The 25660-nt window shown below is 40.7% G+C and carries 30 protein-coding genes and 1 pseudogene; 11 read left to right on the forward strand and 20 right to left on the reverse strand.

Annotated features, from left to right (window positions below):
• Positions 1 to 19 precede the first annotated feature (19 nt).
• Positions 20 to 511, forward strand: coding sequence for a gluconokinase (locus AC0L3Y_RS03725; RefSeq protein WP_473468950.1), 492 nt, complete (start codon positions 20 to 22; stop codon positions 509 to 511).
• A gap of 108 nt (positions 512 to 619) precedes the next feature.
• On the forward strand, positions 620 to 1663 hold the full coding sequence (gene gntR / locus AC0L3Y_RS03730; protein WP_473468953.1) for a gluconate operon transcriptional repressor GntR: 1044 nt from the start codon (positions 620 to 622) through the stop codon (positions 1661 to 1663).
• Between the two features lie 15 nt (positions 1664 to 1678).
• On the opposite strand, the gene AC0L3Y_RS03735 is transcribed toward gntR, so the two are convergent.
• Complete coding sequence (locus tag AC0L3Y_RS03735) at positions 1679 to 2029, reverse strand: hypothetical protein (protein ID WP_473468956.1); 351 nt, start codon at positions 2027 to 2029, stop codon at positions 1679 to 1681.
• Positions 2030 to 2137: 108 nt separating this feature from the next.
• Entirely contained in the window at positions 2138 to 3034 is an 897-nt protein-coding gene (locus tag AC0L3Y_RS03740) for a LysR family transcriptional regulator (protein WP_473468959.1), read from the reverse strand.
• Positions 3035 to 3194: 160 nt separating this feature from the next.
• Between AC0L3Y_RS03740 and AC0L3Y_RS03745 the strand changes: the two genes are divergently transcribed.
• Both AC0L3Y_RS03745 and AC0L3Y_RS03750 read left to right on the forward strand, forming a co-directional pair.
• Positions 3195 to 3884 carry a type 1 glutamine amidotransferase domain-containing protein gene (locus AC0L3Y_RS03745; RefSeq protein ID WP_473468962.1) on the forward strand — a complete coding sequence of 230 codons (690 nt, stop codon included), beginning with the start codon at positions 3195 to 3197 and terminating at the stop codon, positions 3882 to 3884.
• Positions 3885 to 4104: 220 nt separating this feature from the next.
• Entirely contained in the window at positions 4105 to 4695 is a 591-nt protein-coding gene (locus AC0L3Y_RS03750; protein WP_473468966.1) for a LysE family translocator, read from the forward strand.
• A gap of 19 nt (positions 4696 to 4714) precedes the next feature.
• Here AC0L3Y_RS03750 and AC0L3Y_RS03755 read toward each other — a convergent pair whose 3' ends face one another.
• The 9 genes from AC0L3Y_RS03755 to AC0L3Y_RS03795 form a co-directional block, all read right to left on the reverse strand.
• Positions 4715 to 5551, reverse strand: coding sequence for an AraC family transcriptional regulator (locus AC0L3Y_RS03755; RefSeq protein ID WP_473468969.1), 837 nt, complete (start codon positions 5549 to 5551; stop codon positions 4715 to 4717).
• 37 nt (positions 5552 to 5588) lie between these two features.
• A complete protein-coding gene (locus AC0L3Y_RS03760; protein WP_473468971.1) occupies positions 5589 to 6383 on the reverse strand; it encodes an endo alpha-1,4 polygalactosaminidase in 795 nt (264 codons plus the stop codon).
• Between the two features lie 113 nt (positions 6384 to 6496).
• Complete coding sequence (locus tag AC0L3Y_RS03765) at positions 6497 to 7138, reverse strand: response regulator (RefSeq protein ID WP_473468974.1); 642 nt, start codon at positions 7136 to 7138, stop codon at positions 6497 to 6499.
• Between the two features lie 59 nt (positions 7139 to 7197).
• A complete protein-coding gene (locus tag AC0L3Y_RS03770; RefSeq protein WP_473470581.1) occupies positions 7198 to 7329 on the reverse strand; it encodes a hypothetical protein in 132 nt (43 codons plus the stop codon).
• A complete protein-coding gene (locus AC0L3Y_RS03775; RefSeq protein ID WP_473468977.1) occupies positions 7269 to 8534 on the reverse strand; it encodes a cache domain-containing protein in 1266 nt (421 codons plus the stop codon). Before AC0L3Y_RS03775 ends, AC0L3Y_RS03770 begins: the two co-directional genes overlap by 61 nt.
• 163 nt (positions 8535 to 8697) lie before the next feature.
• The gene (locus AC0L3Y_RS03780) at positions 8698 to 9987 is read right to left on the reverse strand and encodes a TRAP transporter large permease (protein ID WP_473468979.1); all 1290 of its coding nucleotides are present in this window, start codon (positions 9985 to 9987) and stop codon (positions 8698 to 8700) included.
• A 33-nt stretch (positions 9988 to 10020) separates the two neighbouring features.
• The gene (locus tag AC0L3Y_RS03785) at positions 10021 to 10560 is read right to left on the reverse strand and encodes a TRAP transporter small permease subunit (protein ID WP_473468982.1); all 540 of its coding nucleotides are present in this window, start codon (positions 10558 to 10560) and stop codon (positions 10021 to 10023) included.
• Between the two features lie 68 nt (positions 10561 to 10628).
• A complete protein-coding gene (locus tag AC0L3Y_RS03790; RefSeq protein WP_473468984.1) occupies positions 10629 to 11714 on the reverse strand; it encodes a TRAP transporter substrate-binding protein in 1086 nt (361 codons plus the stop codon).
• A 183-nt stretch (positions 11715 to 11897) separates the two neighbouring features.
• A complete protein-coding gene (locus AC0L3Y_RS03795; RefSeq protein WP_473468987.1) occupies positions 11898 to 12566 on the reverse strand; it encodes a platelet-activating factor acetylhydrolase IB subunit in 669 nt (222 codons plus the stop codon).
• A 143-nt stretch (positions 12567 to 12709) separates the two neighbouring features.
• On the opposite strand from AC0L3Y_RS03795, the gene AC0L3Y_RS03800 reads away from it, so the two are divergent.
• Both AC0L3Y_RS03800 and AC0L3Y_RS03805 read left to right on the forward strand, forming a co-directional pair.
• Positions 12710 to 12925, forward strand: a complete 216-nt coding sequence (locus AC0L3Y_RS03800; protein ID WP_473468989.1) for a hypothetical protein — start codon at positions 12710 to 12712, stop codon at positions 12923 to 12925.
• Positions 12926 to 13096: 171 nt separating this feature from the next.
• Entirely contained in the window at positions 13097 to 14611 is a 1515-nt protein-coding gene (locus AC0L3Y_RS03805; RefSeq protein ID WP_473468991.1) for a hypothetical protein, read from the forward strand.
• Between the two features lie 59 nt (positions 14612 to 14670).
• On the opposite strand, the gene dhiA is transcribed toward AC0L3Y_RS03805, so the two are convergent.
• The 5 genes from dhiA to AC0L3Y_RS03830 all read right to left on the reverse strand — a co-directional run bounded on the left by dhiA (position 14671) and on the right by AC0L3Y_RS03830 (position 17956).
• Positions 14671 to 15201 carry a type II toxin-antitoxin system antitoxin DhiA gene (gene dhiA / locus AC0L3Y_RS03810; RefSeq protein ID WP_473468994.1) on the reverse strand — a complete coding sequence of 177 codons (531 nt, stop codon included), beginning with the start codon at positions 15199 to 15201 and terminating at the stop codon, positions 14671 to 14673.
• A complete protein-coding gene (gene dhiT / locus AC0L3Y_RS03815) occupies positions 15195 to 15464 on the reverse strand; it encodes a type II toxin-antitoxin system toxin DhiT (RefSeq protein WP_473468996.1) in 270 nt (89 codons plus the stop codon). The genes dhiA and dhiT overlap by 7 nt, the downstream gene beginning before the upstream one ends.
• A 164-nt stretch (positions 15465 to 15628) precedes the next feature.
• Complete coding sequence (locus tag AC0L3Y_RS03820) at positions 15629 to 16291, reverse strand: anthranilate synthase component II (protein ID WP_473468998.1); 663 nt, start codon at positions 16289 to 16291, stop codon at positions 15629 to 15631.
• 10 nt (positions 16292 to 16301) lie between these two features.
• Positions 16302 to 17729, reverse strand: coding sequence for an anthranilate synthase component I family protein (locus AC0L3Y_RS03825; protein WP_473469000.1), 1428 nt, complete (start codon positions 17727 to 17729; stop codon positions 16302 to 16304).
• Positions 17726 to 17956 carry a Trp family transcriptional regulator gene (locus AC0L3Y_RS03830; RefSeq protein WP_473469002.1) on the reverse strand — a complete coding sequence of 77 codons (231 nt, stop codon included), beginning with the start codon at positions 17954 to 17956 and terminating at the stop codon, positions 17726 to 17728. The genes AC0L3Y_RS03825 and AC0L3Y_RS03830 overlap by 4 nt, the downstream gene beginning before the upstream one ends.
• Before the next feature lie 138 nt (positions 17957 to 18094).
• Between AC0L3Y_RS03830 and AC0L3Y_RS03835 the strand changes: the two genes are divergently transcribed.
• The 4 genes and pseudogenes from AC0L3Y_RS03835 to AC0L3Y_RS03850 all read left to right on the forward strand — a co-directional run bounded on the left by AC0L3Y_RS03835 (position 18095) and on the right by AC0L3Y_RS03850 (position 19992).
• Positions 18095 to 18502, forward strand: coding sequence for a helix-turn-helix domain-containing protein (locus AC0L3Y_RS03835; RefSeq protein ID WP_473469005.1), 408 nt, complete (start codon positions 18095 to 18097; stop codon positions 18500 to 18502).
• Positions 18486 to 19130: a hypothetical protein gene (locus tag AC0L3Y_RS03840; RefSeq protein WP_473469007.1), complete on the forward strand. Its 645-nt coding sequence runs from the start codon at positions 18486 to 18488 to the stop codon at positions 19128 to 19130. Before AC0L3Y_RS03835 ends, AC0L3Y_RS03840 begins: the two co-directional genes overlap by 17 nt.
• 23 nt (positions 19131 to 19153) lie before the next feature.
• Positions 19154 to 19408 (forward strand): annotated as a pseudogene (gene nadS / locus AC0L3Y_RS03845) (NadS family protein); the annotation flags it as partial.
• 200 nt (positions 19409 to 19608) lie between these two features.
• The gene (locus AC0L3Y_RS03850) at positions 19609 to 19992 is read left to right on the forward strand and encodes a hypothetical protein (RefSeq protein WP_473469009.1); all 384 of its coding nucleotides are present in this window, start codon (positions 19609 to 19611) and stop codon (positions 19990 to 19992) included.
• A gap of 55 nt (positions 19993 to 20047) precedes the next feature.
• Here AC0L3Y_RS03850 and AC0L3Y_RS03855 read toward each other — a convergent pair whose 3' ends face one another.
• Positions 20048 to 20971, reverse strand: a complete 924-nt coding sequence (locus AC0L3Y_RS03855) for a histone deacetylase family protein (RefSeq protein ID WP_473469013.1) — start codon at positions 20969 to 20971, stop codon at positions 20048 to 20050.
• Between the two features lie 159 nt (positions 20972 to 21130).
• Between AC0L3Y_RS03855 and AC0L3Y_RS03860 the strand changes: the two genes are divergently transcribed.
• Positions 21131 to 23548 (forward strand): bifunctional acetate--CoA ligase family protein/GNAT family N-acetyltransferase, encoded by a 2418-nt coding sequence (locus AC0L3Y_RS03860; RefSeq protein WP_473469015.1) that lies wholly within the window; start codon positions 21131 to 21133, stop codon positions 23546 to 23548.
• Here the strand turns inward: AC0L3Y_RS03860 and AC0L3Y_RS03865 are convergent.
• The 3 genes from AC0L3Y_RS03865 to AC0L3Y_RS03875 all read right to left on the reverse strand — a co-directional run bounded on the left by AC0L3Y_RS03865 (position 23545) and on the right by AC0L3Y_RS03875 (position 25651).
• The gene (locus AC0L3Y_RS03865; protein ID WP_473469018.1) at positions 23545 to 23928 is read right to left on the reverse strand and encodes a septal ring lytic transglycosylase RlpA family protein; all 384 of its coding nucleotides are present in this window, start codon (positions 23926 to 23928) and stop codon (positions 23545 to 23547) included. The genes AC0L3Y_RS03860 and AC0L3Y_RS03865 overlap by 4 nt on opposite strands.
• 344 nt (positions 23929 to 24272) lie before the next feature.
• Positions 24273 to 24680 carry a cytidine deaminase gene (gene cdd, locus AC0L3Y_RS03870; protein WP_473469021.1) on the reverse strand — a complete coding sequence of 136 codons (408 nt, stop codon included), beginning with the start codon at positions 24678 to 24680 and terminating at the stop codon, positions 24273 to 24275.
• A gap of 2 nt (positions 24681 to 24682) precedes the next feature.
• Positions 24683 to 25651 carry an ABC transporter permease gene (locus AC0L3Y_RS03875; protein ID WP_473469023.1) on the reverse strand — a complete coding sequence of 323 codons (969 nt, stop codon included), beginning with the start codon at positions 25649 to 25651 and terminating at the stop codon, positions 24683 to 24685.
• Between the last annotated feature and the right edge of the window lie 9 nt (positions 25652 to 25660).

Genomic DNA, 25660 nt, shown 5'->3' on the forward strand with positions numbered 1-25660 from the left:
GGTATAAGGATTTAAGAAGATGATTAAAAAAATTGTAGTACTGGGCGTGTCAGGCTCAGGTAAGTCACTAATAGGTAAAAATATCGCAGATAAACTTGGCTATCGTTTCTTTGATGGCGATGATTTTCATAGTGAAGCCAATGTAGCAAAAATGAGCCAAGGGATTCCACTCACAGACGATGATCGCAAAGATTGGTTAGCGGCACTCAACAGGTTATTAATTGATAATCCAACCGCTGTCATTGCTTGTTCTGGGTTGAAACCTGAATATCGAACTATGCTCCGTCAGGGTCTGGATGATGTTGCTATGATCTATTTAAAAGGCAGTATTGATACGATCTGGGAACGTCACCAAAAACGCGATGGGCATTATTTTAACGGTCGTGAGATGTTAGAAAGCCAGTTTGCGACCTTGATCGAGCCGACAGAAGAAGAAGCATTTGTTATTGATATCTCTCAAGATGCAGATGCGGTTCTGAACGAAGCTCTTTCGTTTCTATCTAATGATTAAAGAAATAAAGGCATAACAAGCTGTTATGCCTTTGAATACAATCACGCTAAATTACTTTTTTTATTTCTAGCCATGAATTGCTTATGCTAATGTTACAGGTAACAATTCATGGATACGTCTCTTGATATGAAAAGCTCAGGTATGAAAAACTCACTTATAAAAAGTAAACGCCCCACACTACAAGATGTTGCAAATTTAGTCGGCGTGACAAAAATGACGGTGAGTCGTTACCTTAAGGATTCAGATCAAGTCTCTCCTCCTCTACGAATAAAGATCAAAGAAGCCTTAGATAATTTAGGCTACATACCTAATCGCGCACCAGATATTTTATCTAAATCTAAAAGCCACGCGATTGGCGTCTTACTGCCATCATTAACCAACCATGTATTTGCCGAAGTTATACGCGGAGTGGAATCCATATTAGAACCTGCTGGTTACCAAACCATGTTGGCTCATTATGGTTACAGCCAAGAAGCCGAAGAAGCCCGTATTGCCACCTTACTTTCTTACAATGTTGACGGTCTGATTATTTCAGAAAGTTACCACACTGAAAGGGTTCGAAAAATGCTCAGTGTGGCTGGTATTCCAGTTATTGAAATCATGGATTCCACATCACCACCAATTGAGCAAGCGATAGGTATCGATAACCAAGCAGCCGCTTATGCCATGACAGAATGCATGATTAAAAAAGGTCATTCTAAAATTGTTTATTTTGCCGCCCGAATGGACCAAAGAACACTGTTAAGGTTGCAAGGCTACAGAGCAGCTATGCAGGATAACGGTCTAACTGAACTCTGTATCAGTACAGACAGCGCCTCGTCTTTTTCATTAGGCGAGCAATTCATGAAAGAGGCCTTAGAAAAACAACCTGATACAGATGGGGTATTTTGTACTAATGACGATTTAGCCATTGGTGCTATCTATGCTTGTCAAAAAGCTGGCATTAAAATTCCCGAAGAAATGGGCATTGCAGGCTTTCATGGTCACGATATAGCAAGAGTTATGGTGCCATTATTAGCCACCGTTATTACGCCTCGAGAAGAAATCGGTCGCTTGGCCGCTGAGCATTTATTATCTCGTTTAAAAGGTAATGCCGTCACAGAAAGAGTCATTAACTTACCCTTTAAAATAGAACCTGGAGAAAGCATCTAACTCTTTGGTAAAGTCCTACTTAAAGTTTTGAATGTCGTTCAAGTAACAACAAACGCTTTTGTTGACGTCGTAATTGAAAAAGAAAATCATCAATGCCACACACAATAAAAAGATCACATTACTCAAAAAATCGACACGGCCTTCTAGAGAAGCAATGTGAGCCATTTTTTTACTCATTACTTGATAGTCATCTAAGCTGGCTTTGGAAAGCTGTAAGATCGCGACGCTGCGTTCTAACTCGAAAACAGTTTGCGCCAATTTTTTATCTTCTGACAGTTCTTCATCTTCTATTGCACTAACAGGTGCCGCCATCAAGGCTGACATAAAGAAACTAAAACACAAACCTAATACAAAACGAGATAGCATATTACTTTCCTTTTAATGAGTGAATTTGCCTATTTTCATCGAGAAAATTTACAGAATAAAAAAGCACCGCCATTTACAATGACACACTATCAAATCTTGCTCTTGTTTTTAATGCAAACGCGAAAAAGACTCTTTTAGAAAATCTAATAATAAACGTAGTTTTTTTGACTCTGCGGTTCCTGGAGGAAAGACAGCATAAACATCAATTCCTGTGCAATGATAGTCCGCCAAAATACGTTCTAAGCTGCCTTTCTTAATACGTGATATCGCATCGTACATAGGTATTTTTCCTATGCCATTGCCACCTTCTAAAAACAAGGTTCGCGCCGCCGCATTATTCGTACTCACACTGCCATGTACAGAGAGACTAAAAGACCGAGATTCCTGAGAAAGATGTACTGTATTCGCCGCTGGTGTATATACGACCCAATCATGATCATACAATTCTTCAGGTTGCGTTGGACGACCACGACGACGAAAATAATCAGGAGAACCACATAGACAGGTTTCAAACGTTTTGAGTTTACTGGCTTGTAGCCCTGAATCTAATAATGGTGCACCACGAATAGCAAGATCAACACCCTCTTTAATAATATTAACAACATCATCACTCAAAGAGACATTCAGTTCTATTAGTGGATAAAGTCGACGAAATTCATTCAGTACAGGCACTATAACTTGCAGGCCCAAATTCACTGGGCAGGTGATTTTTAATTTGCCTACAGGCTCTTGTTTGGCTTTTTCAATTTGTTGATTTGCTTCATGAGCTTGATAAGCAATAGTGCGACATCGCTGATAATAGGCTTCTCCCGTTTCAGTTAAAGACAAGGAGCGAGTGGTACGGTTGAGTAGTTTTACTCCCAAGTGTTCTTCTAATTTTTTTAAATGGTAGCTCACTACGCCGCGAGAAATACCCATGACTTTCGCCGCGGCGGTTAAACTGCCTTGATCCACTACTTGAGCGAACACAACCATACTTTTCAACTGCTCAAAAGAAACTTCCATAGCAACAGCTCACTGTATCTAATAAATTTTTTATCCTTTCTATTGTATCAAATATTAAACCAATGAAGTCAAATACCTCCTAATTACGTTTATTAATTTAATTCTATAGACTAATCACAAGTTAATTAATTCATTCGACATATTTCATTAGGAGCTCCTCATGAGCAAAAATAAAATTCTAGTTGTTCTAACATCACATTCTGATTTGGGCAACTCTGGCCACAAAACTGGTTTTTGGGTAGAAGAATTCGCTGCACCTTATTACGCTTTCATTGATGCTGGCGCAGAAGTTACCGTGGCAACGCCAAAAGGCGGACAGGCACCAATAGACCCAAATAGTGAAACACCTGACGCACAAACAGAGGCAACGACTCGCTTCTATGACGACAAAGCAACACAAGACATTATTGCTAACACTCATAAACTAGCGGATATGAAGCATGATGACTTTGATGCTGTTTTCTATCCTGGCGGCCACGGCCCGCTTTGGGACCTTACGGATAATGCAGAATCTATTGCTTTAATTGAAAGCTTTATACAAGCCAACAAACCAATTTCTTCTGTTTGCCACGCACCAAGCGCTTTCTTAAACATTAAAGATGTGAATGGCGAATACTTTATTAAAGGTAAAACCGTTACAGGCTTTACGAATAGTGAAGAAGCTGCCGTACAATTAACCGATATCGTGCCTTTTTTACTTGAAGATGAAATGAAAAAACGTGGTGCAGACTACAAAAACACCGCGGATTGGGCCGCTTTCGCTGTTCAAGATGGACTGATGATTACAGGACAAAACCCAGCAAGCTCAGAACTCGTTGCAGAGAAATTACTCGCTCAACTTAATAAGTAAATGTTAAAGCGAAACTGAAAAAGCCCGTTTTTAGCTAACACTAATACGGGCTTTTTATTGCTTCGGGCTAGACATTTTTCACTCTCTATTAAAGATCGTAATCAAAGACGATAATGATTCACGTGATTCCTTGTCATAATTAAAAGGTCAATTTTGTTCAATACTCGGGATAACTAAAAGACGATAGTAAGCGCCTGTTTGAATTTCTGAGAAACATATTATGACTTTGTCTTTAATTACGTCTATGTCTTTATTTGCCTTGGCAGCGTCTTTGTCACCGGGCCCGATTAACCTGCTTTCTTTGAGTGGCAGTGCCCGTTATGGCGCAAAAGTAGGCTTACGTTTTGTTTCTGGTGCCAGCATTGGGTTTATCTTTCTTTTTCTGATGATTGGTCTTGGTCTGCAACATATCATCAGCGCATTACCTTGGCTAACGCTGGTATTGCAGTGGCTCGGTATCGCCTTTCTTTTCTATTTAAGTTATCAGCTGTTTATGGACAATGGCGATCTCGATGCGGATTCATCTAGCTCTGCACCAACTTTTATGACAGGCGTAATGATGCAATGGCTCAACCCCAAAGCATGGTTAGCGTCCGTGTCTGGTATTGCCGCTTACATTCCAGAGGCCACGACAGATCAAGTTTTGCTGTTTGCCAGTTTGTATTTGCCTATCTGTTGGTTGTCATTAGGTGTCTGGGTTGGAATAGGGATTCTATTGGGGCAATATTTTCAGAGCCCAGCGAAAATGCGAGCAATGAATAAAACACTCGCCATTTTACTGGCTGGGAGTTGCGTGATGATTCTGGTCTGATTTATTTAAGCGTTTTGGTCTACATATGTGATACAGAGCGACGATATTGATCTGGCGTGGCTGCCACTCGTTTTTTGAAAACTCGCTGAAAATGCGCCTGATCACTAAAGCCAATGGCTTGCGCAACTTCGGCGATAGCTTGTCCTTCTTTTAGTGCCCGTTGACCTAATTGAACCCGTCGATTTAATCGATACGCATGCGGCGTCATATTAAAATGGCGTTTAAATGCACGCACTAAATACCCTGTACTAAAACCAAATTTTGCACTAATAAGGTCGATGGATGTTTCTTCTAAACAGTTTTTATTCAAATAATCTGCGACCTTATACAGCTTATTGGCGGACAAACCTGTTTCATTGAATTCAGTGGTATTATCCAGATAAGCAAATAAATCAATAAAATAGCGTTGCAACAATTGCTCTTTCTCATCAGGTTCCAATGCTTTAGACATTAGGTTTTCGCACAAAGTTATAAATTCGTCATAAAAAATTTTATCAACTAAAGTATCCAGAGAGCTGTTTTTCCAATGGGGCGTATCTCTTATATTTTTTACGTGTAATAACGCCGCCAACCAGTCTTTATCTAGATGCATCATGTAATACGCCCAAGGCGAATCTTGGCTAGGATTACAAGCATGAACCACGTTTGGGTTCATCATCACCAAAGTACCGCGCTCGACCGTGTGTAAGCAATCAGCGCACAGAAACTCACTTTCACCGTCAAGAATAGCACCTATAGACCAAGTTTCATGAAAGTGTGGTGCGTAGCTGACATCTCGACCATCCAAAACTTGTCGAAGCTCGATATAAGGCAAAGAAGCATCTCGCCAAAATAAAGGATAAGTCCCAGGAATCATGATGCTCTCCTAACAATTAATAAAAAAAATAGCCAACCTAAGGCTGACAGCTCACTCGAAAGTCATCATTAAGGCCTGAAGGCAATAGTAATGAACTAAACTCTAATGCTAAAGATTGTTTACACATACTTGCCCTTTCAGACAGATCATCTAAATAGATTTTACGATATTCAACGTTCAGTACTGGCTTGCCCTTTTTAATAAAAATAGACAATGTACGACATTCTGAAAATTCAAAACACTGCTCATTTACCGCGAAATCAAAATGATCAGATAAGGATCTTGCCTGATCAAGGTTGTTCTTTAATCCAATTGCCAAACCTCTTTTGTGAGCTTCGTCCGCCAGTAATCGGTTAAAAGTTAATTGGTCATTTGCTCGGAAGGAAAAGCCTGTATTCGTTCGATAACCATCAACATTATCAGGTTCTACACCATCGCAACCTTTTTGTACGGCCATGTCTAAACGTCCAAACATAACCTTATGAACATTTTTTGAACGAATATCTAACCATCTTTCATTGTCCCAACCGCTAAGAGTTTTCCCTAAATCTTGTGAAACAAATGAAGTAGCATCGGAACGCCAATCCTCATAAGAACCGGCAGAAAAATAACAAATCACTTTTTTACCTGATGACTGTAAACGCTGAATCAGTTCAGCAGATGAATCAAATAAATCAATATTGTACAAATCAACATCGTAACCTTCGTTAATCACACCATCCAATTGCCATTGCCAAGTGACAGAAACAGGTGGACGGTACCAATCATCTGCAGCGAAAAGAGGCGAAGCTCCAAACAATAAAGTAATAAAAGAAACAACTAACAATCGCATACGAAATCCATATTTAGAAAATGGCCTATAAAAAAGCCTACGACAAAATTGTCGTAGGCTTCACTGTACCCTTTTATTGTCAGAAGTGCTTACAAATGAGGCAACAACCTATTTTATTCAACTAATTGATGGGCAAGTGCGTATTTCACTAAACCCGCAGAGGTATGAATATCTAATTTGGTTTTAATATTTTGTCGATGGGTTTCCACTGTTCTCACACTAATATCCAGTGCATGAGCAATTTCTTTGTTAGATAAGCCTGTAGCAACATGGGTAAGTACAGCAATCTCTCGCTTAGTTAACTCTTCACATTTCGCCGTTGGATTGACTTGAGCAAACAAGGCATCGGAAGCCCCAGAACTAAAATAAGTGCCCCCTTGATGTACTGTATTGATTGCTTGCACTAACTCTTCAGAGGACACGTCCTTTAAGACATAACCATTTGCACCTGATTGAATCAGTGACATGATGTATTCTTTATCATTATGCATACTAAGCATGAGAATTTTGATCTCAGGCTGCTCAGCTTTAAAACGTTTTGTGGCTTCTAAACCATTCAAAACTGGCATGGAGACATCCATCAAAACCAGATCTGGATTAAGCTCTTTGGCTTTTTCAAGCGCCTCCAAACCATTGGACGCTGTGCCAATTATGTCGATGTTTCCCTCTAACTCCAAACGAGCCTGTAAACCGTCTAATACTAGAGTGTGATCATCTACGAGCAATACTCGCAACAAAGGAGGCAAAATAGTCATATTCTAAACTCTTTCTAATGTTTCAATAAAAAGGGCTAACCCTTTATTAAATAAGAAAATTAAACGGGGAAAGCAGCATAAATCCAAGTACCCTGCCCCTTCTGTGATGCAATATGAAAGTCACCGCCCATTAATTCCAATCGCTCTCGCATATTGATAAAACCAATACCAGGTTCTGGATTATCAGAAATTCCTTTTCCATTATCTCGACATTCAAACTCAATCTTTTGATTTTTTTCTGTAGTATAAGCCTTACGACGCTAGCTTCTGCATGCTTCTCAATATTAGTCAAAGCTTCTTGAGTCAATCGATAAATACTAATTTCGACTTCATCTACCACTTCACCTGTCACATCAGATTGATATTCAACCTTAATACCCGTTCGTTCCGAAAACTGATCAATTAAGGAGCGTATCGCCGTGTCTAAACCTAAATCATCCAATAAAGTAGGACGTAAATTATGAGAAATTTGCCTCACTTCATTGATCGTCTGACTAATCAAATCGCTGGCTTTGAATAATTCATCTTGCACAACTTCATGACTGTCATTACGTCGCAATTTATTTCCTGCTAGCTCTATCCGAAACTTACAACTGACAAGTGATTGGTTGATGCCATCATGAAGCTCTCTGGAGAACCCCCGACGCTCGTTTACTTGCAAGCGCATAAAACGTTGGGCCACGGAATTTAATCGCGAGTCTGCTAGTTTGTGCTCATGAAGATTAATCGCTAAACCAATCAAAACCACAAAAATAACCGTAATAACGACCACTATCATGACATTAAAAAAGCTACGCTGAATATTTTCATTCATCGTCGCTTGAGTCTTCTCCAACTCTTTATAAACATCATCTAGATACAAGCCTGTACCAAACATCCAATTCCACCGGTCGATGGCAATGGCGTAGCTAAGTTTGTCTTCTAAACGCATCAGAGGTGGTTTTTCCCAAACATAACGATGAAACCCACCACCAGCTTGAGCTGCATTAATCAGACCCTGAATCAAATAGTTACCTGAACGGTCTTGGAACGCCCACAAGTCTTTTCCAACAAAATCGGGTTGCGTGGGATGCACAAGGTTGACACCAGACATCTCATAGACGAAAAAATAACCATCGTCGTCATAACGTAAACCTGCAAGTATCCGTTTTACTTCAGCCTGTGCAATAGCATCATCAAGTTGATCGTCTTCCAACACAGGCTTAATCGCAGACAAGGCAATATTGACGTGATTTTTAAGTGCTTTTTCTTTCGCGTTTACTAGATTGTATTCATAAATTGCCAACTCTTCCGCAGCTAATTCTCGGGCGGACTGTAAACTCAAGTAAATAATAATGGTAGTTGCGACAATTAAAGGCGCTACGGCTAATAAGATAATTTTACTTTTTAAGCCCACTCGGCAAACCTTCTTTATTGATGATATGAAGAATAATGAGTCACTTTAACCTGAAAACGAACAAAAACAAAAAAAGCGGACTAGAAGTCCGCTTTTAAAATTATGAGTACTAACAATTAAAGTAAACCTAATCGTAGAATCAATCTGCTTTAACCTGAGTATTTTAACCCATGCCGTACCAAGTTGGAAAAATCATGATGCTGGCCAACACAAGAATCTGAATCAAGATAAAAGGCATAACCCCTTTATAAATATCCGTGGTACGAACCGATTTTGGTGCCACACCCTTGAGATAAAATAGACTGAATCCAAAGGGCGGGGTTAGGAATGATGTTTGTAGGTTCATCGCAATCAAGATCGCAAACCACACCATATTAATACCCAAAGCTTCTGCAACAGGCGCTAAAATAGGAACAATAATGAAAGCAATTTCAACGAAGTCGATGAAGAAACCTAAAACCAGAATGGCAATCATAGCTAAAATGATGAAGCCCCATTTTTCACCTGGTAAGTTCAACAACACTTCTTCAACAATGTAATCGCCACCGGTATAACTAAATGCCATAGAGAAGGCTGTTGCCCCCATCAGGATTGCAAATACCATTGCCGTTACTTTAACGGCTTCTAAACCACTATCGTAAAGCATTTTCCAGCTGAACTGACCGTAGATCAACGCAAGAATAATCGCACCAACACCACCTAATGCAGAAGATTCTGTTGGCGTAGCAATACCGGTAAAAATAGAACCTAATACGATTAACACTAATGCCAATGGCGGAATAATCGCTTTCAATGCGCTGATAACCTGTTCGCTACGAGTCTCACCACTTTCATCCTGCGGCATCGCTGGTGCCATTTCAGGATTCATAAAAGTAACAATCAAGATATAAACAATGTAACAGCCAATCAGAACCATGCCAGGCATAAGAGCAGCTTGGAAAAGGTCACCAACAGGAATACCCAATACGTCACCTAAAATGATTAGGATAATCGACGGAGGAATAATCTGACCTAACGTACCTGACGCACAAATAGTGCCGCAGGCTAATGATTTATCGTAGTTGTATTTCAGCATAACGGGTAAAGAGATAAGCCCCATTGCCACAACACTCGCACCTACCACACCAGTCGATGCAGCCAATAAAGCACCTACTAGAATAGTAGAAATAGCCAAACCACCGCGAACACCACCAAACAGTTTGCCCATGGCCTCGAGTAACTGCTCAGCCAATTTGGTTTTTTGTAAAACAATGCCCATGAAAATAAATAACGGCACCGCCATCATTACAGTGTTTTCCATATAACTTTGTATACGGAACGGCATAAAAGCAAACATATCGAAACCTTCGGCAAAAACACCGAAGATCAACGCAATACCACCAAAGGTAAAAGCGACGGGGAAGCCCAGTAATAACATTACTAGAGCAACAAAAAACATGATAATGCCAATCATAAATGACCTACTAACTTAAAATAATGACTTGGATTAATGCTGAATAGGCGGATGAGAAAAACCTTCCTCACTCACACCACGTATCGCATTAATAGAGCGAATAATCATACCTAAGCCACTGATCGCCATAGAGAAAAAGGCAAAAGGAATCACCGCTTTAATAATCCAACGATAAGGTAAACCACCTGGGTCACCACTTGTTTCACCCAGTGCATATGCTTCATGAGCAAAACCAATACCGTAGTAACCGACTAGCAAGGTAAAAGGTATCAACAGAAAAACACAACCTAGTAGATCGATCCATGCTTTGCCTTTAAGAGGTAGATTTTCGTATATCAAATCCACACGTACATGTCCGCCATGCTGTATTCCATAAGGAATACCTAACAAGAAGATGGCTGCATAGAGGTGCCATTCCAATTCTTGCATACCAATAGACACATCGTTAAAAACATAGCGCATCAACACGTCGTAGAACACGTTGAACAATAGGCCAATAAATAACACTGTGGAGACAACACCGAGTAGATTTGAGAAACGAGTAATACCTCGTTCTAGGCTCAGTAAAAACATAACAAACTCCTAGAAATGACAAAGGGCAAGAGACGCACACCTGTGCATACTCTCACCCTGTAGAGGTCTTATTTCGCTAGATCGTCAACACTATCAAGATATGCGCGGTCAGAAATGTTTGTCCAAACACGTGCTTGTTTCATGTAACTTGCTTGAGAATCAAGAATCTCTTTTGCTAAAGGATCTTCAGCTGCTTTTTCATCAAGTAACTCTTGGTTTGCTTTTTCCATTGCAACCAATACTTCACGTGGGAAGGTTTTTACTTGAACATTTGGGTATTCCGTTTTCATCGTCGCCCAGTTTTTCGCACTTTCGTGGTAAGACTGGATGTACATGTCATATGAAGCAAGCTTCATAGAAACACGAAGAATTTCACGAAGATCATCAGGAAGTTTTTTCCAAGTACGTTCGTTTACAAGGAACTGAAGCTCTGTCGCAGGCTCATGCCAGCCAGTGTAGTAGTAAGGCGCAATTTTGTGGAAGCCCATACGTAGATCAAGTGATGGTCCAACCCACTCTAGAGCATCAATAGTGCGACGTTCAAGTGCAGTATAAAGCTCACCAGATGCAATGTTTGTTGGCTTAGCGCCTAATTTCGCCATTACTTCACCAGCGAAACCTGGAATACGCATTTTCAGGCCTTGCAGATCATCAAGAGAGTTGATTTCTTTTTGGAACCAACCGCCCATCTGATTACCCGTGTTACCACCAGGGAAAGATAGCAAACCAAATGGCTGATACACTTTTTGCATCAGTTCCATACCATCACCTTCGTAGAACCAAGCGTACTGTTCTGGTGTAGTCATACCAAATGGCATGGTTGTGAAATAAAGCGTGTTAGGTACCTTGCCCTTCCAGTAGTAAGAAGCAGAGTGACCCATGTCGTATTGACCTGAGCGAACCATATCAAACACACCTAGTGGTGCTTTATGTTTGTTTGCAGAGTCAATGGTGATTTTTAAACGTCCGTTAGACATTTTTTCAGCAATACTAGCCATGTTACGTGGCGCATCACCAAAGATAGGGAAATTAGAAGACCAAGTTTCGGCCATTTTCAGTTTATAAACTCGGTCCGCAGCGAATGCTGGCATAGAAAGAGCACTGATTGTTACTGCAGCGGCAGCAACCAATGTAGTCATTTTTAAGGATTTCATTTTTATTATCCTGTTCGTATATTGTTTAACGAGATCAAGCAAGATTTATAGTCTCTCTTACTGAAAGTGTAAACAATTCGTACGAATACCGAACAGGACGACGGATAATACGCACTCAACTACGTATTTATACTTACTTTTTTTAAAAAGCTATCCTATTAAAATCACCTCAACCTTTTCCTTTTATGCCATCAACCTTTTAATATGAGGTTCGATTACCTCCGCCCATACTTTATATTGACTTTCATTAGGGTGGAGAAAATCATTCATCACATTACTGGTTAATCGTCCTTCCTCATCTAAAAAACAATGATTAATATCCAGATAAAACACGCGCTCACTGTCTGCATAATTTTGTATTTTCTGATTAACCGCATTATTTAACAATCGTAGTTTTTGCGTTGGCTTTGCACTACGAGGAAAAATAGCCAGAAGCAATATTTTTGTGTCTGGCAATTTTTCAGCCAACACAGACAAAATTTGTTTAATACCTTCCGCTGTATCTTCTGCTTTGTCTTGTCGATGGCCTGAATTATTGGTGCCTATTAACAACACCAATAATTTCGGCTGAATACCATCTACTTCACCTTGCTCTAATCGCCACAAAACGTTTTCTGTACGGTCCCCATCAAAACCTAAATTCAACGCATGTCGCATTGCGTAATACTCATTCCAAACTAATGTGCCTTCTTTCTCCCAAGCATGAGTAATAGAGTCGCCTAAGAACACCAAATCCACACGAGGCATAGATTGTTTCTCTGCAAGCTTTTGCTCATGCCGAGGCAGCCACCAAACGGCTTCTTGCGGCATTGGGTTTAACGCTAAAACAGAACTAGAAGGTGTTTTACTCATACATTGCACCAAATTTTTTATTACTAATTTCATAATAGGATAGCACTCGAAACATACTGAAACTTCAATCATTTTATTGCTACTTGTTGAAACTACTAAGCTGCACTAACATTTGTGTGACAACGACCATTCAGGTAGAAGCTATGGACACTAGAATCCAATTCAAAGTCGACGAAGAGGCAAAACACATGCCTCATGATGAGTGGGTAACAGAGCAAGTAAATCTCGCTTTTGAGTGCTTGGATCAAGGTGCGGTAGAATTTGTTACTCAAGAAGAAGCCAATGCACAAATGGAAGATTTCAAAGCTAGAGTTCGAAACAAGATAAGTTATGTTGTCGTAGAACAGAAGAAACGATAATTAAGTGGCTCACTTTTAAAATTTTTAATTTCATAATTTTCACCACCGTGACAATTTCCATATTTTCTCTTTGTAGAAGCCTCTACAACCCTTTAGTATTAAGGCATAACTCTTAAGCTCTTAAAGGAGCGTTGAATATATATTAATCTTGTATATATAGCGCAGTGTGACATGAAGAATTCAGTGGAAAAATACCTTATAGATAATGGCCCTAGCCTAAGCACGGAAATATCAGAGCATTTAGTCAAAAACCAGGGGGTTTCTACTGACGCTGCACGCCAACGAGTATCTAGAGAAGGAAAGAAAGTACGTCGCTTAGATCTTTCTTTTCCAAAGAGAGCTAAATTTCTTTATTTGAATGATCAATCTGGAAAAGGACATTTTTGGCGGAGGTTAGAAGAAGCCTTACTCAGAACAAATTCAGCTTATGGATATGCACTGCAAGCATTAAATGAGCGAAATGGAATTATGCCTAGAAGCCATTTTGAGATTGCTTGTGGTTCCCCTATAAAACAACAAAAACATCTATCTGCCTCTATCATTTTGAAACGCCTTCAAGACACTAACTTATTAAAAGAAATTTTTATCGAAGGTGTTGGTCCTTGCATTTACTTAGGCCTTCATGTGAACCATATTCAATCTATAATTCCAGAAATGAAAGCAAGGTTATTGGCAGAAGATATAATTCTTAGGGCCTTTAGCGATTGGCTACGGAAGATGGGATTTGCTTCATATAATCAAATTAAAGCTCGTTCAAACGATCACAACCCTATTATTAGCACAACTGCTTGGGATCTTGCTGGACCTTCATATCTATCACCCTTAGTAACTTTTAAAAAAGACAATACTCCGAATCCCGGATTTATTGCATGCGATATCCTTCTTACGAAAGAAGTCTCATTAGCTGGAATTCAACCGTTTTTATTAAAGTTAAGCTCATTACGAAGCCTTAAAAAAGTCGGTAAACAGCTCTGTTTTTTTGTCGCCGATACATTCCATCAAGATGCATTTAATAAACTAAAATCTGAGGGAATCTCACCAACAACAGTCTCCACACTTTTTGGAAAGGATATTAACGCAGGCTTATCTGAATTAATTCAATTAATTACAAATGCAGCATTACACGCAATCTCTCCAGAAAAAGTCGATAAGATTTTTAATTCACTAGGAAAAATTGAAGGTGCTGCTGGAAGGTTACGTGGTGCATTCTTTGAATACATCATAGCTGAAGCAATGAGAAATGCATTTCATAGTGAAGTAAGACTCAATCAAATTTGCCAAACTACTATCGGAGCCAAAGAAGCAGATGTCATTTGTACCACTAATGACTCAATAAAATTCATTGAAGGAAAAGGATATAATCCAACCAAAAGAGTGACTTTGGATGAAATCAATTATTGGCTTGTCGAGCAAATCCCGACCTTCAAAGCATTTATACAAGCACATCCAGATTGGAAGCATAAAGACCTAATATTTGAATTTTGGACTACAGGTACGTTTGAAAAAAATGCTCTAGAAAGACTTCAAAAAGCAAGTGTAGAAACAGGTAAGTACACTATAAATTTCAAAAATAACAATGATGTTAACCAGTTAATCAAAAACACCAAAAATGCAGCATTAATAAAAACCTTTTCAGAACATTTTTATAAGCACCCTCTGGAAGTAATCAATAGTCAAAAAATATAAAAAAACTGAATAGTCACTTAAACCTCCAAAGAACTTCGCATTGTTCCTATCTAAATTAATCAGCTCTTTACCACATTGATTAAAGGATCATTAACTCGCTCTTTAGCAATTTCTATCACAGCGTGAGCCAGTTGCACTAAGGTGGCGAAGTTAGGTTTTGTTTCAGGCTTTAAAGATCGATAAGCGCTGGTTCGGCTTTTAATACCGACTCTCGCAATCACAGCACTGTGTCCAAACAATTCCACATAGGAACGGATCGCTGCTTGTAGGATATCTGGCCGTCCTTCTACCATAGAATCCCAAGACGCTTGCTTGATAACCTCTTCCATCTGCTCAACTTGAATGAGACTTTTCGCTTCTGCCTGATAAGCACCTTGTGTCATTGACTTCAATTGGCTCGCTGACAGCTCGTGACCGCTCCAATTCAATGCACCCTCTTGAGTTAATGAAAAGCGCTTAATATCTTTCACTTGAGAAAAAGGAGGTTGAGAAAAACGTTCAGATAAGTCGACTTTACCTTCAAATCCGTCATTGAAAGATAAAGATAAAACGCAATGATCAAGCCAATCCACATCAATAATTTTTAACATATATCCTCCAATTTCCCAGGGTTCTTGCCGTTCACCGCTTTCCACCACATCTGCATAAATTCTTTTCTATATTTAGCAATATGGTTTTCAGCTCTCTTCCTCTGTTTATTGGGTAAATACCCCTCTAAACATTCACCTGTTTCTATCGCAATAATTAATTCAAAACCGCCGTATTTCACATGTAAATGTGGCAACTTGTGTTGTTTGTTATCAAAGAAATACAAACAGAATGAGAGTCCTAATAACGCATCAACCTCAGGCATCCTTACCTCACGATTATGGTTTTTTATAAAGGATAGTTTAGTCTCTCAAAAGAGACAAGATATTTTTAAAGCGTAATTAAACAAAAAAGAGCCGTCGCAAAGCGAGCAGCTCTTTTTATTCATTGATTCAGTGCTGTCTATTCAACCCTTTAAAATCGAAAGATTTACACCTGAAACAAAAAGTTTTTAATCAGGTCTTTGCCGCCTTCTGTTGCGAAGGATTCTGGGTGGAATTGGATGCCTTGGATTGGGTATTCTTTATGACGAATGCCCATGAGTTCAAACTCGCCGCCTTTTTGAAGCGCTGCACGGTCGTTGAAGTCAGCGGCTTTGAGTTCGCCAACCGACGCGGTGACTTCCAATACATCAGGGAAGCTTTCTGCTTCAGCGATTAATGAGTGGTAACGCATGACTTCAAGTTGGTCTGGAATATCATGAAAAATACCTTCCCCATTATGAGTAATTGGGCTGGTTTTACCGTGCATTGGCAATGGCGCTTTCACGACTTTGCCACCAAATACGTGACAAATCCCTTGCATACCAAGGCAAACGCCCATCAATGGAATGGTTTTACCAAATTCTAAAATCACGTCGGCACAGACACCAAAATACGCTTTGTCGTCTGGCGAACCCGGCCCTGGAGAGATGATGATGCGATCTGGCGCGGCTTGGCGAATGTCGTCTAACGTCACTTCGTCATTGCGTTTTACGATCACTTCAAATTGCTCGATCTCGCCTTTGCTTTTTTCGGTTTCCAATACTTCGCCAATAAACTGATAAAGGTTGTAAGTAAAGGAATCGTAGTTGTCGATAATATAAACTTTCATGTCGCCTTCCTTAAACCTTATCTTGAGTATCTGTCGGTGCGAAACTGTCTAACACACGTTTGGTGCCAGCAAATTTACGCTGAATTTCTTCGTATTCGTCTTCCGCGTTTGAGTCGTATACGTTACCGCCACAAGTTTGCACATAGGCTTTATTGCCCTTGGCGAATACCGTACGAATAGGAATGGCAAACATGCAATCGCCATTGAAAGAGAACTGACCGACTGCGCCGCCATACGGGCCGCGACCGTCACTTTCCAAATCGTCGATGATTTTCATCGCTTCAATTTTAGGTGCGCCTGTTAAGGTTCCCGCTGGGAAGTTACTTGCCAAGGCAGAAAACATGTCGTGATCTTCTGCCATGATGCCAACAATTTCACTGGAAATGTGTTGAACGTGGCTAAAACGTTTAATGTCCATCAAAGAGCGAACTTTTACTGTTCCAAAGCGCGCCACTCGGCCGATGTCGTTACGATGCAAATCCACAATCATATTGTGCTCAGCGATTTCTTTTGGATCGTTCAACAAAGCGCGAGCCAACGCCGTGTCTTCTGTGGCGTCTTTACCGCGCTTCGCCGTGCCCGCAAGCGGGAAGGTTTCCATTTCACCTTGGCGAACTCGGAACAAGAGCTCTGGGCTCGCGCCTATCACTTTTTGCTCACCGAATTTGATGTAATACATTTGCGGCGATGGATTCACTTGGCGCAGTTCTTCATACAAGTTAATGGTGTCGCCTTCCATATCGAACCACTTTTTGAAGCCCACTTCACATTGGAAAATTTTACCTTCCACAATGTCTTGTTTCACCTTCGCAACCGCATCCGCGTGGTCTGCTTTGCTCATAGACTCGCCAACTGGACGAACCACAAACGGGCCGTTTTCTGGCGTAGGTTCCGCCATCATCTTATTCACTAGGTCGACGCGATTACCTTGTGAGCCTTCGCCATCTTCGTAGTAAAAATAGAAAACTTCGCCTGTCATCTTGTCGAGGATCAAACCGTCTTTGTACAAGCCGAAGCGGAACGCATCAAACATTTCGCTGGATTGCAGATCCAAGGTTGGCTCGAAGTAATTCATACTGTCGTAACCGATATAACCCGTTAACCCACCAGCAAAGCCACGGGACAAAATATTTTGTGGCACGATATCACGCAATAAATAATACGGATTGTCCGAATCGTAAGCTTCTGTCTCGCCAGTGCGTTCTTGAATGAACAGCTTTTTTCCTTCTGCCCAAATCAACTTTTCAGGGTCAAAACCAATAATAGAATGGCGGGAAATGAAGCTCTCTTCGCCAAGGGATTCCAACATAAAACAGTTATCAAAGCGCTTTTCGACCTTCTTAAACAAGGCAAAAAAATCGCAATCGGAACTGATAGTAATGTACTTAGGTTTGCGCGGCAGCGTGATGCGCTCCGGCTTTTTATGATTTGTACTCATTCTTCTTTTAATTCCTTCAATGCTCGGGAGCCACGAGTCACCGTGGCAATACCCACACCCAACTGCTTCGCAATGTCGCGTTGTGCAACGCCTTGATCTAACAACTCGATAATATTTAAACGACGCACCATTTCACTGATCTCATTCGGTGTCAGCAACACAGTTAAACGCTTCTCTAACTCAGCGACATCATCCACTTCGGATAAAAATTCAATCAAATTTTTCATACGCACTTCTATCTAATGAAATAGTTATGTATTCACGTACTAGTACAGTAATTGATTTTGTATCATTAGGCAACTGGAGAAATGGCTAGAAAGGAATTAACATTAAAGTTATCTTTTATGATAACTACGAGAGACAGAATGAATTTTACAGAGGCAAAAGAAAAAGCGCTTCAAAACGACAAGGTAAAAAGCGCATACGATGAACTAGAAAGTGAGTTTTCGCTCATCGATCAATTATTATCAATGAGGAATGAAGCAGCCTTAACTCAGGAACAACTGGCAAAACTCATGAAAACCCAGAAGAGTAATATCAGTCGCTTAGAACGAGGCAACGCCAACCCAAGCTGGGCAACTTTGCAAAAGTACGCTCATGCTTGTGGGTTTGAGCTTTCACTGAAAGCAGAAAAAGTAGAGTTATTAGAAGAAATAAAAATCGCCAAAAAGCAATTTTCAGAAGGGTTAGGCGTCTCTAATCGAGATTCCAGAAATCATATTTTAGAAAAAATTAAATACACGGAGGAAAAGAAGAATGGAGCAAACGCTTAGTTTAATTTGTATGGTTATTACATCTCCCGTAACTCACGTATTAATTGGTGCTTTTTTGGGCTTCTTAGCTTCAAATAATATAGAGAATAGGAAACAAAAAAATCTAAAAATATCTTTGTACCAAGAAGCAGATCGTATCAATAAACAATTCAAAGACTATTTACCTATATTACTAAATCAACTTCATAAGCCTAAACAAGAGATAATAGAAGGTACAAAGCCTATTTTTTTGAACTTTTTAGAGGCAATAATCATTGAACTAATGGCTACAAAATATTCTTTAACCAGTGAACAACTTGATCTCACGCACAACCTCAAAGCAAAACTTTATGGCTTTGAAAAAACCTATAAAAATAGAGATGATGAAGCATATAACGCAATGGATAATACTGGAGTAAACTTCTTTCGATTAAATCCAACCCATACCCTACAATTAATTTTGGATTGCATAGAAACAATTTATTTTCTAGATCTATTTTGCTCCCAAAAAGAAAAATTCACTTTGTCGCAGAAAGTCCCCTTCTCCAAAAAATATCAAATAGCCTTTAGGCTTTCTGACATCGAATATGATGAAGAAACATATGTAAAAATTGAAAGTCGCTTAAGCCGATTAGGGATAATATTTTAACATGAGCATTTAAATTCTCTTTAGAAGAAGCCATAGAGATACATCAGGGCGATAAAAAAGTGACGAGAGTGACGCGTTTTGACATCGCGGATGTGAAAAGTATTCGCCAAAGTTTACAAGTCTCTCAAGCGGATTTTGCCAAAGCGCTTGGCACCAATGTTGATACTATCAAGAGCTGGGAAAGCAGACGCCGACCCCCTACAGGGCTGGCTGCTAAAGTATTAGCAACGATTCAAGAGAACCCGAATTTTTATAAAGCGCTGTCTGCGCATTCATAGAGTCAGATAAGAGCGGAACATCTTGCTCATTCTATTTGGTGAGGCTGGTATTTTAATCATTTAAAAAAGCGGAAGCGTTTAGTAAAACCTGCATTTACAATCAATTATAAAAAAACGTAAGAATGTTGAACTTCTCACGTCTAAAATACACAAACATCTATAACTTAAATACCGATATAAAAGATTCACGGAGCAAGCACATGGGCATTGTTGTTACTATTTTTATGACACTTATTTTATTTCTATCTGTGCCTGGCCCAGTGGAAAGAACACTCAAGAAGTTTCAATATAGTATTTTTTTGGTGGCGTTTTTATTGGGTGCGTGGAATGCGTTTTGGTATGGCGCGCAGCATATTTATGATTTTTGGGGAATGGCAGCGATGATATCAGGTGTATTGATGATGCTAACCAGTTTATCAAATGTATCACTGGAAAACGCTCCAGCTTCCATCAAAACTGTATTTGGCTGGCTACAATCTAAAGTGAACTCTCTACCACGGGGTTTCAAGGAATTAACATTATTGATGTTATTTGGGTGTGTTGGCATTTATGGTTACACATTAATAGCTCTTAATCTTCAGTAACCCCGATAATTTTTTCACCGTCACATCAATCGAAGCGACGGTGAAAAAACATTCATTAGAGCCTCATCAGGCTCTTAATATGACAAAACGCAGCACGCCCTAAGGCATCTATGTTGTAGCCACCTTCAAGCACAGAGATCACACGCCCTTGGCAATGCTTATCAGCCACATCCATTAATACATCGGTAATCCAAGTAAAGTCTGCTTCGTCTAACCTTAGCTGCCCCATTGGATCTTCTTTGTGGGCATCAAAGCCAGCTGAAATCATAATTAATTCAGGTTTAAAGGCATCGAGTGCGGGTAAAAGTTGTTCATTAATGATGGCTTGAAACTCAGTGCGACCTGACCCTGCAGCGAGAGGCATGTGCAGAATATTGTCGTGAGAATCACCTGGATCACTGTAAGGATAGAATGGATGCTGGTAACTCGATGCATACATGACATTAGCATCTGCTTTAAAAATATCTTCCGTACCATTGCCATGATGAACATCAAAATCGACAATGGCAACGCGTTTCAAACCGTATTGATGAACCGCATGGCGTGTACCAACGGCAATGTTGTTAAACAAACAAAAACCCATGGCTTTATCAAATTCAGCATGATGTCCCGGCGGACGAATCGCACAAAAAGCATTATCCACTTCACCTGCCATGACTAAATCCACGGCCTTAACTACTGAACCAGCGGCATGAAGAGCAGCGTCTAAAGTGTGTGGCATCATCAAGGTTTCTGGTTCTAATTCAATGTGCCCAGATTCTGGCGCTCGGGCAAAAATAGAATCAACATAAGTAGCATCATGGGTTTGAACAAGCTGTTCGTATGTAGCTGGTTCTCCTTCTAAACGACGGACAAAATCCATCAGCTGTCCCATAATCAAACGATTCTGAATCGCACCAAGGCGCTGCGGTGATTCTGGATGATCATCACCCATGTTGTGACGATCACAATAAGTATGTGTAATGTAGGCGGTTGTCATCTCATATCTCAATGATTTTTTATTTTTTTACTTTGATTGTTTTATATCAAGCCACAAAACTACAAAGACAGTCTACCCTACCATGGTCTACAATCCTTAAAGATAAAGACCATGGTAATTTTAGCTTTTGTCTAGCATCTGTCATTAGGAGAATGCCCAATGAGCCAACATGCATTGCAACCTTTACTCGCGCCAAAATCCATGGTGGTTTTGACCGGTGACGATGCACAAGACCCTCTTATGCTGGCGTTGCTAAAATCCCTACTCCATAAAGACAAATCCAATAACGGAAAATCTTGCCCTGTTAGCTTGGTCGGTGTTGAACCTGCGACCTCCTTCTCTTTTCCTCTGTTTACGTCTTTGGATGAATACATTGCTTCAAATGGAGCAAAACCTAGCCCAGACCTTGCTGTGCTGGTTGGTACGCATCCAGATTCATCCATGGAAGATATTATTACGGTTTGTGGCAACGCTGGTATTGGCTCTTTGTTGATGTTGTCTTGGACTGAGGAATCAGAAGCCAAGTTGATTCCGATATTACGCAAAAACAATGTTCGCCTACTCGGCCCAAACAGCTTTGGAATTTGTCGTCCGAAACTAGGTGTCTATGCTTGGCTTGGTTTAACACAACCTTTAACAGGACGATTGGCTCTGATGTCTCAATCCGGAACCGTCGCCAGCGCCTTGGTTGATTGGGCGACGTGGCAAGGCATCGGCTTTTCTCAAATCGTGTCCATGGGATCACCGGTTGATGTGATGCCGTCACAAGTACTGGATTATTTATCGACTGATTTCGACAGTCAGGCAATTCTGATGTATCTGCAAAAAATAGGCAGCCCAACTCGTTTCTTGAGCAGCCTTCGGGCAACAGGTCGCAGTAAGCCTGTCGCAGTTGTTACTGAGCATTCTATTGGTGCCGACGAACGAGTACTCGATGCGGCGTTAAGCCGAACTGGTGCAGTCCGTGGTCGCCGCCTAAATGATTTAATCGCTGCCGCGTCGGTAATGACAAATGCCCGTCGCGTCAAAGATGGTTCTTTATTGATTATCGGGAACGGTGCTGGTCCTGGCGAACTAGCCGCCCAACGTGCGATGGAATTAAATATCGATTTGCTTACACCAGAAGGTGAGCTCTGCGAAAAATTAGAATCCACCATGATGGGACGAGGCTGCATTGGCCCAGTAACTACAGTTTGGGCGAGTTGTGCCACAGATTTGTTTATTGATTTAGCCGCAGATGCCCTAAGCAGTCCTCAATGCGGTGCCGTATTACTTACCTTGAGTCCTACCGCACTGATCGATATAGATTCGTTGTACGCTCTCATTACCAAGCTTCATCGAGACCAGAAAAAACTCGTCATGGTGTGTTTGCTTGGCGGCGGTAATATGACCAACATGCGAACCCGCATCAACGAAGCAGGCATTCCTACCTTTCGTACACCAGAAACGGCCATCGAAGGTTTCCAATTCTTAGTACAATTCCAACGCAATCAGTTACTTGCAAAACAATCACCAGACAGCCATGCATTTCGTTTTAAAATCGATGTTTCTGAAGCAACAAACAACCTGAATGCATTATTAAAAGCGGGACAACACACAGCAACTGCAGACGATTTACGGAGTATTTTTGAGCTGTTCCATATTCCCCTAATTTCTCGCAGACAAGCCTCCCATCAACTGTCTGCGCCGATTCACTTACGTGTTTTCCAAGATGCTGTTTTTGGCCCTGCGATTGGTTTATCTTTAGAAGGTGCTCATCAGCATAAACAAGTCGAAGCAGTCGCCTTACCACCATTAAATACCGTGCTGGCAAAAGACCTAATTCAGCGGGCGTTTCCTGGTGAAGAATCCTTTGAACTAGAAAGCTTACTACGTAATTTATCAACCATGGTATGTGAACTACCTGAAATAGGAAGCTTAGAACTGGCCGACTTGAGGGTACATGAAAGCGGTAGTGTGTATGCCGATGTGACCGCAAACTTACAAGCGCGCAAAAGCGAACGTCGTTACGAACACCTAGCCATTCACCCTTACCCTAGACAATGGGTATCTGAGCGCGTTTTGAAAAATGACGAAGTCGCTACCGTTAGACCCGTACTACCGAGAGACGCAGTTATTTTGGCGGATTTTGTCCGGAGTATGTCTCATGAAACCCGTTACTTCCGATTCATCTCCAATATCTCAGAACTCACACCGCGTATGCTTGCGAGCATGTCTCATATTGATTACGACAGGGAAATGGCGTTGTTGGCCGTCATCAATCGAGATGGCAAAGACTTACTAATTGGTACCGCCAGATACATAGACAATTTTGATGATCAAAGCTGTGAGTTTGCTGTTGTATTAGGGGATGAATTCCAAGGTCTAGGCTTAGCTTCCTATCTCATGCGACAACTTTTCCAAGTTGCTGCAGACAAAGGTATCAAGGTAATGAAAGGCATAGTGCTGGCAGAAAACAAACGCATGATCGAATTCTGTCGTCACCTGGGTTTCACTATCAAACGCGACCCTGATGACTTTGGACAAGTGGTTGCGACAATTAGGCTCACCCCGAACATGCTGAATAAATTGAACTAGCGCAGTACTTCAATTTCGACGTCAATAACTCCTAAGTTCGTGTTACCTATGCGCTGAAATGCAGACTTACTGAGATCGATAATACGACCACTAACAAAAGGGCCTCTGTCGTTAACTTTTACAACCACGCTTTTACCATTTGCGGCGTTCGTCACTTTTACTTTTGAGCCAAATGGCAAGCGTTTGTGTGCTGCAGTCATGGCTTTTTGATCAAATAATTCACCACTGGCTGTTTTACGTCCTTGGTATTTCATTGCGTAATAACTGGCACCACCACTTTCTTCAAAACCAATAGCATCATCCTTTGAAATTGGGCCACTTGCACATGCGACAAGGGTAAGAGATAACAAGATCCAATACAGGATTGTTATTTTTTTCATAACCACTATTCCTTTAAAGCTAAGGTCAATAACATCATCTTAACCTGATGTGTGATACAAACCAATTTAGCACCTCGGATCTTTCGTCAATTATCAGTCAAGGTTTAAATCTAGATATAAACAAAAGAGCAAGATCCACCAAGAAAAACAAAAAAATATTTGATACTGCCAAGGTTTAGAAGGTTCATAATAATATTTTGCGTATATTTTCTGACAAGAAGACTGGACAAGTTTTTCAAACAAATGACACGAAATGAATCGTTCAAAAATATCTAGCTACCCATAAACAAAAAACCACGCTTAGCGTGGTTTTAAAAGAATATCTTTCGGCTATTAGTACTTTGTCACTTCAGATTTTCAGGACCAAACGAGAAAGGTAATAATTCATTCATAGAAAGTGATTTACGCACGCCTTCCGGACCACAAATGTGAATCATAGTATCAGTAGACGAAAACTCACGGATCTTCTGGCGACAGCCACCACAAGGCGTAACAAGTCCATCACCTTTACCAATTACATAAATGTCTTTGATTTCAGTATCGCCGCCAAGCACCATAGAAGCAATCGCGCCCGCTTCAGCACAAGTGCCTTCTGGGTAAGCTGCGTTTTCTACGTTACAACCTGAATAAATATGACCATTTTTCGTCGAAATAGCAGCACCGACATTGAAATGAGAGTAAGGCACGTAAGCCTTACTCATCGCCTCTTTTGCCAATTGGAAAAGCACCTCGTCTTGTTTTACAACAGACATATTTAGGCTCGCTCTTTCACATAAGGCCGACCAACGGCTTTTGGCCCTATCGCTTTACCAATAAACCCAGCAAGCAACAATACAGTCAAGACGTAAGGAAGCACTTCGATCGCTTGCACTGGCACTTCACCAATACCTGGAATCACCACACCTTGCATACGAATTGCCACAGCATCTAAGAAACCAAATAACAAACAAGCCAATAGCACAGGAACAGGACGCCACTTACCAAAGATAAGAGCTGCAAGTGCCATGTAGCCTTTACCGGCACTCATGTCTTTCAAGAAACCAGCGTTGTGCGCTGTTGATAAATAAGCACCTGCAAGTCCACACAAGATGCCACAAACAATCAAGGCACGGTAGCGAATAAAGGCAACTGAAATACCCGCTGTATCAACAGCATGAGGATTTTCACCAACCGCACGAAGACGTAGACCAAAACGTGTTTTGTAAATTACCCAATAGGTCACAGGAACCATAGCAAAAGCTAAATAGACCAGAATATTATGACCACTTAGTAACTCTGAATAAATCAAACCTATCACTGGCACATTCGCTAAGGCATCAGCAAAAGGTAAGGTAACAGAAAGGAATCGTGAATCGCCAGATAGCGTAGGTGTTTGACCACCCATACCAAACCAATTCATTGATAAGGTTACTGTCAAACCAGCCACTATCGTATTAATGGCAACACCTGAAACGATATGGTCACCGCGGTGTGTAATACAGGCAAAACCATGGATCATAGCCAAAAAGACAGATGCCATAATACCAAAGCACAAACCGATCCACGCAGACCCAAAAACAGCAGCGCCGGCAGCAGCAGCAAATGCACTGCCAAGAATTTTACCTTCCAAACCGATATCAACAATACCAGCACGCTCAGAATACAAGCCTGCTAATGCAGCAAAAATCAAAGGCGTAGACACACGCATTGTTGCATCTAGCATAAGTATTAATGTTTCAAACATATTTTTCCC

The sequence above is a fragment of the Marinomonas sp. GJ51-14 genome (genome assembly GCF_055808695.1).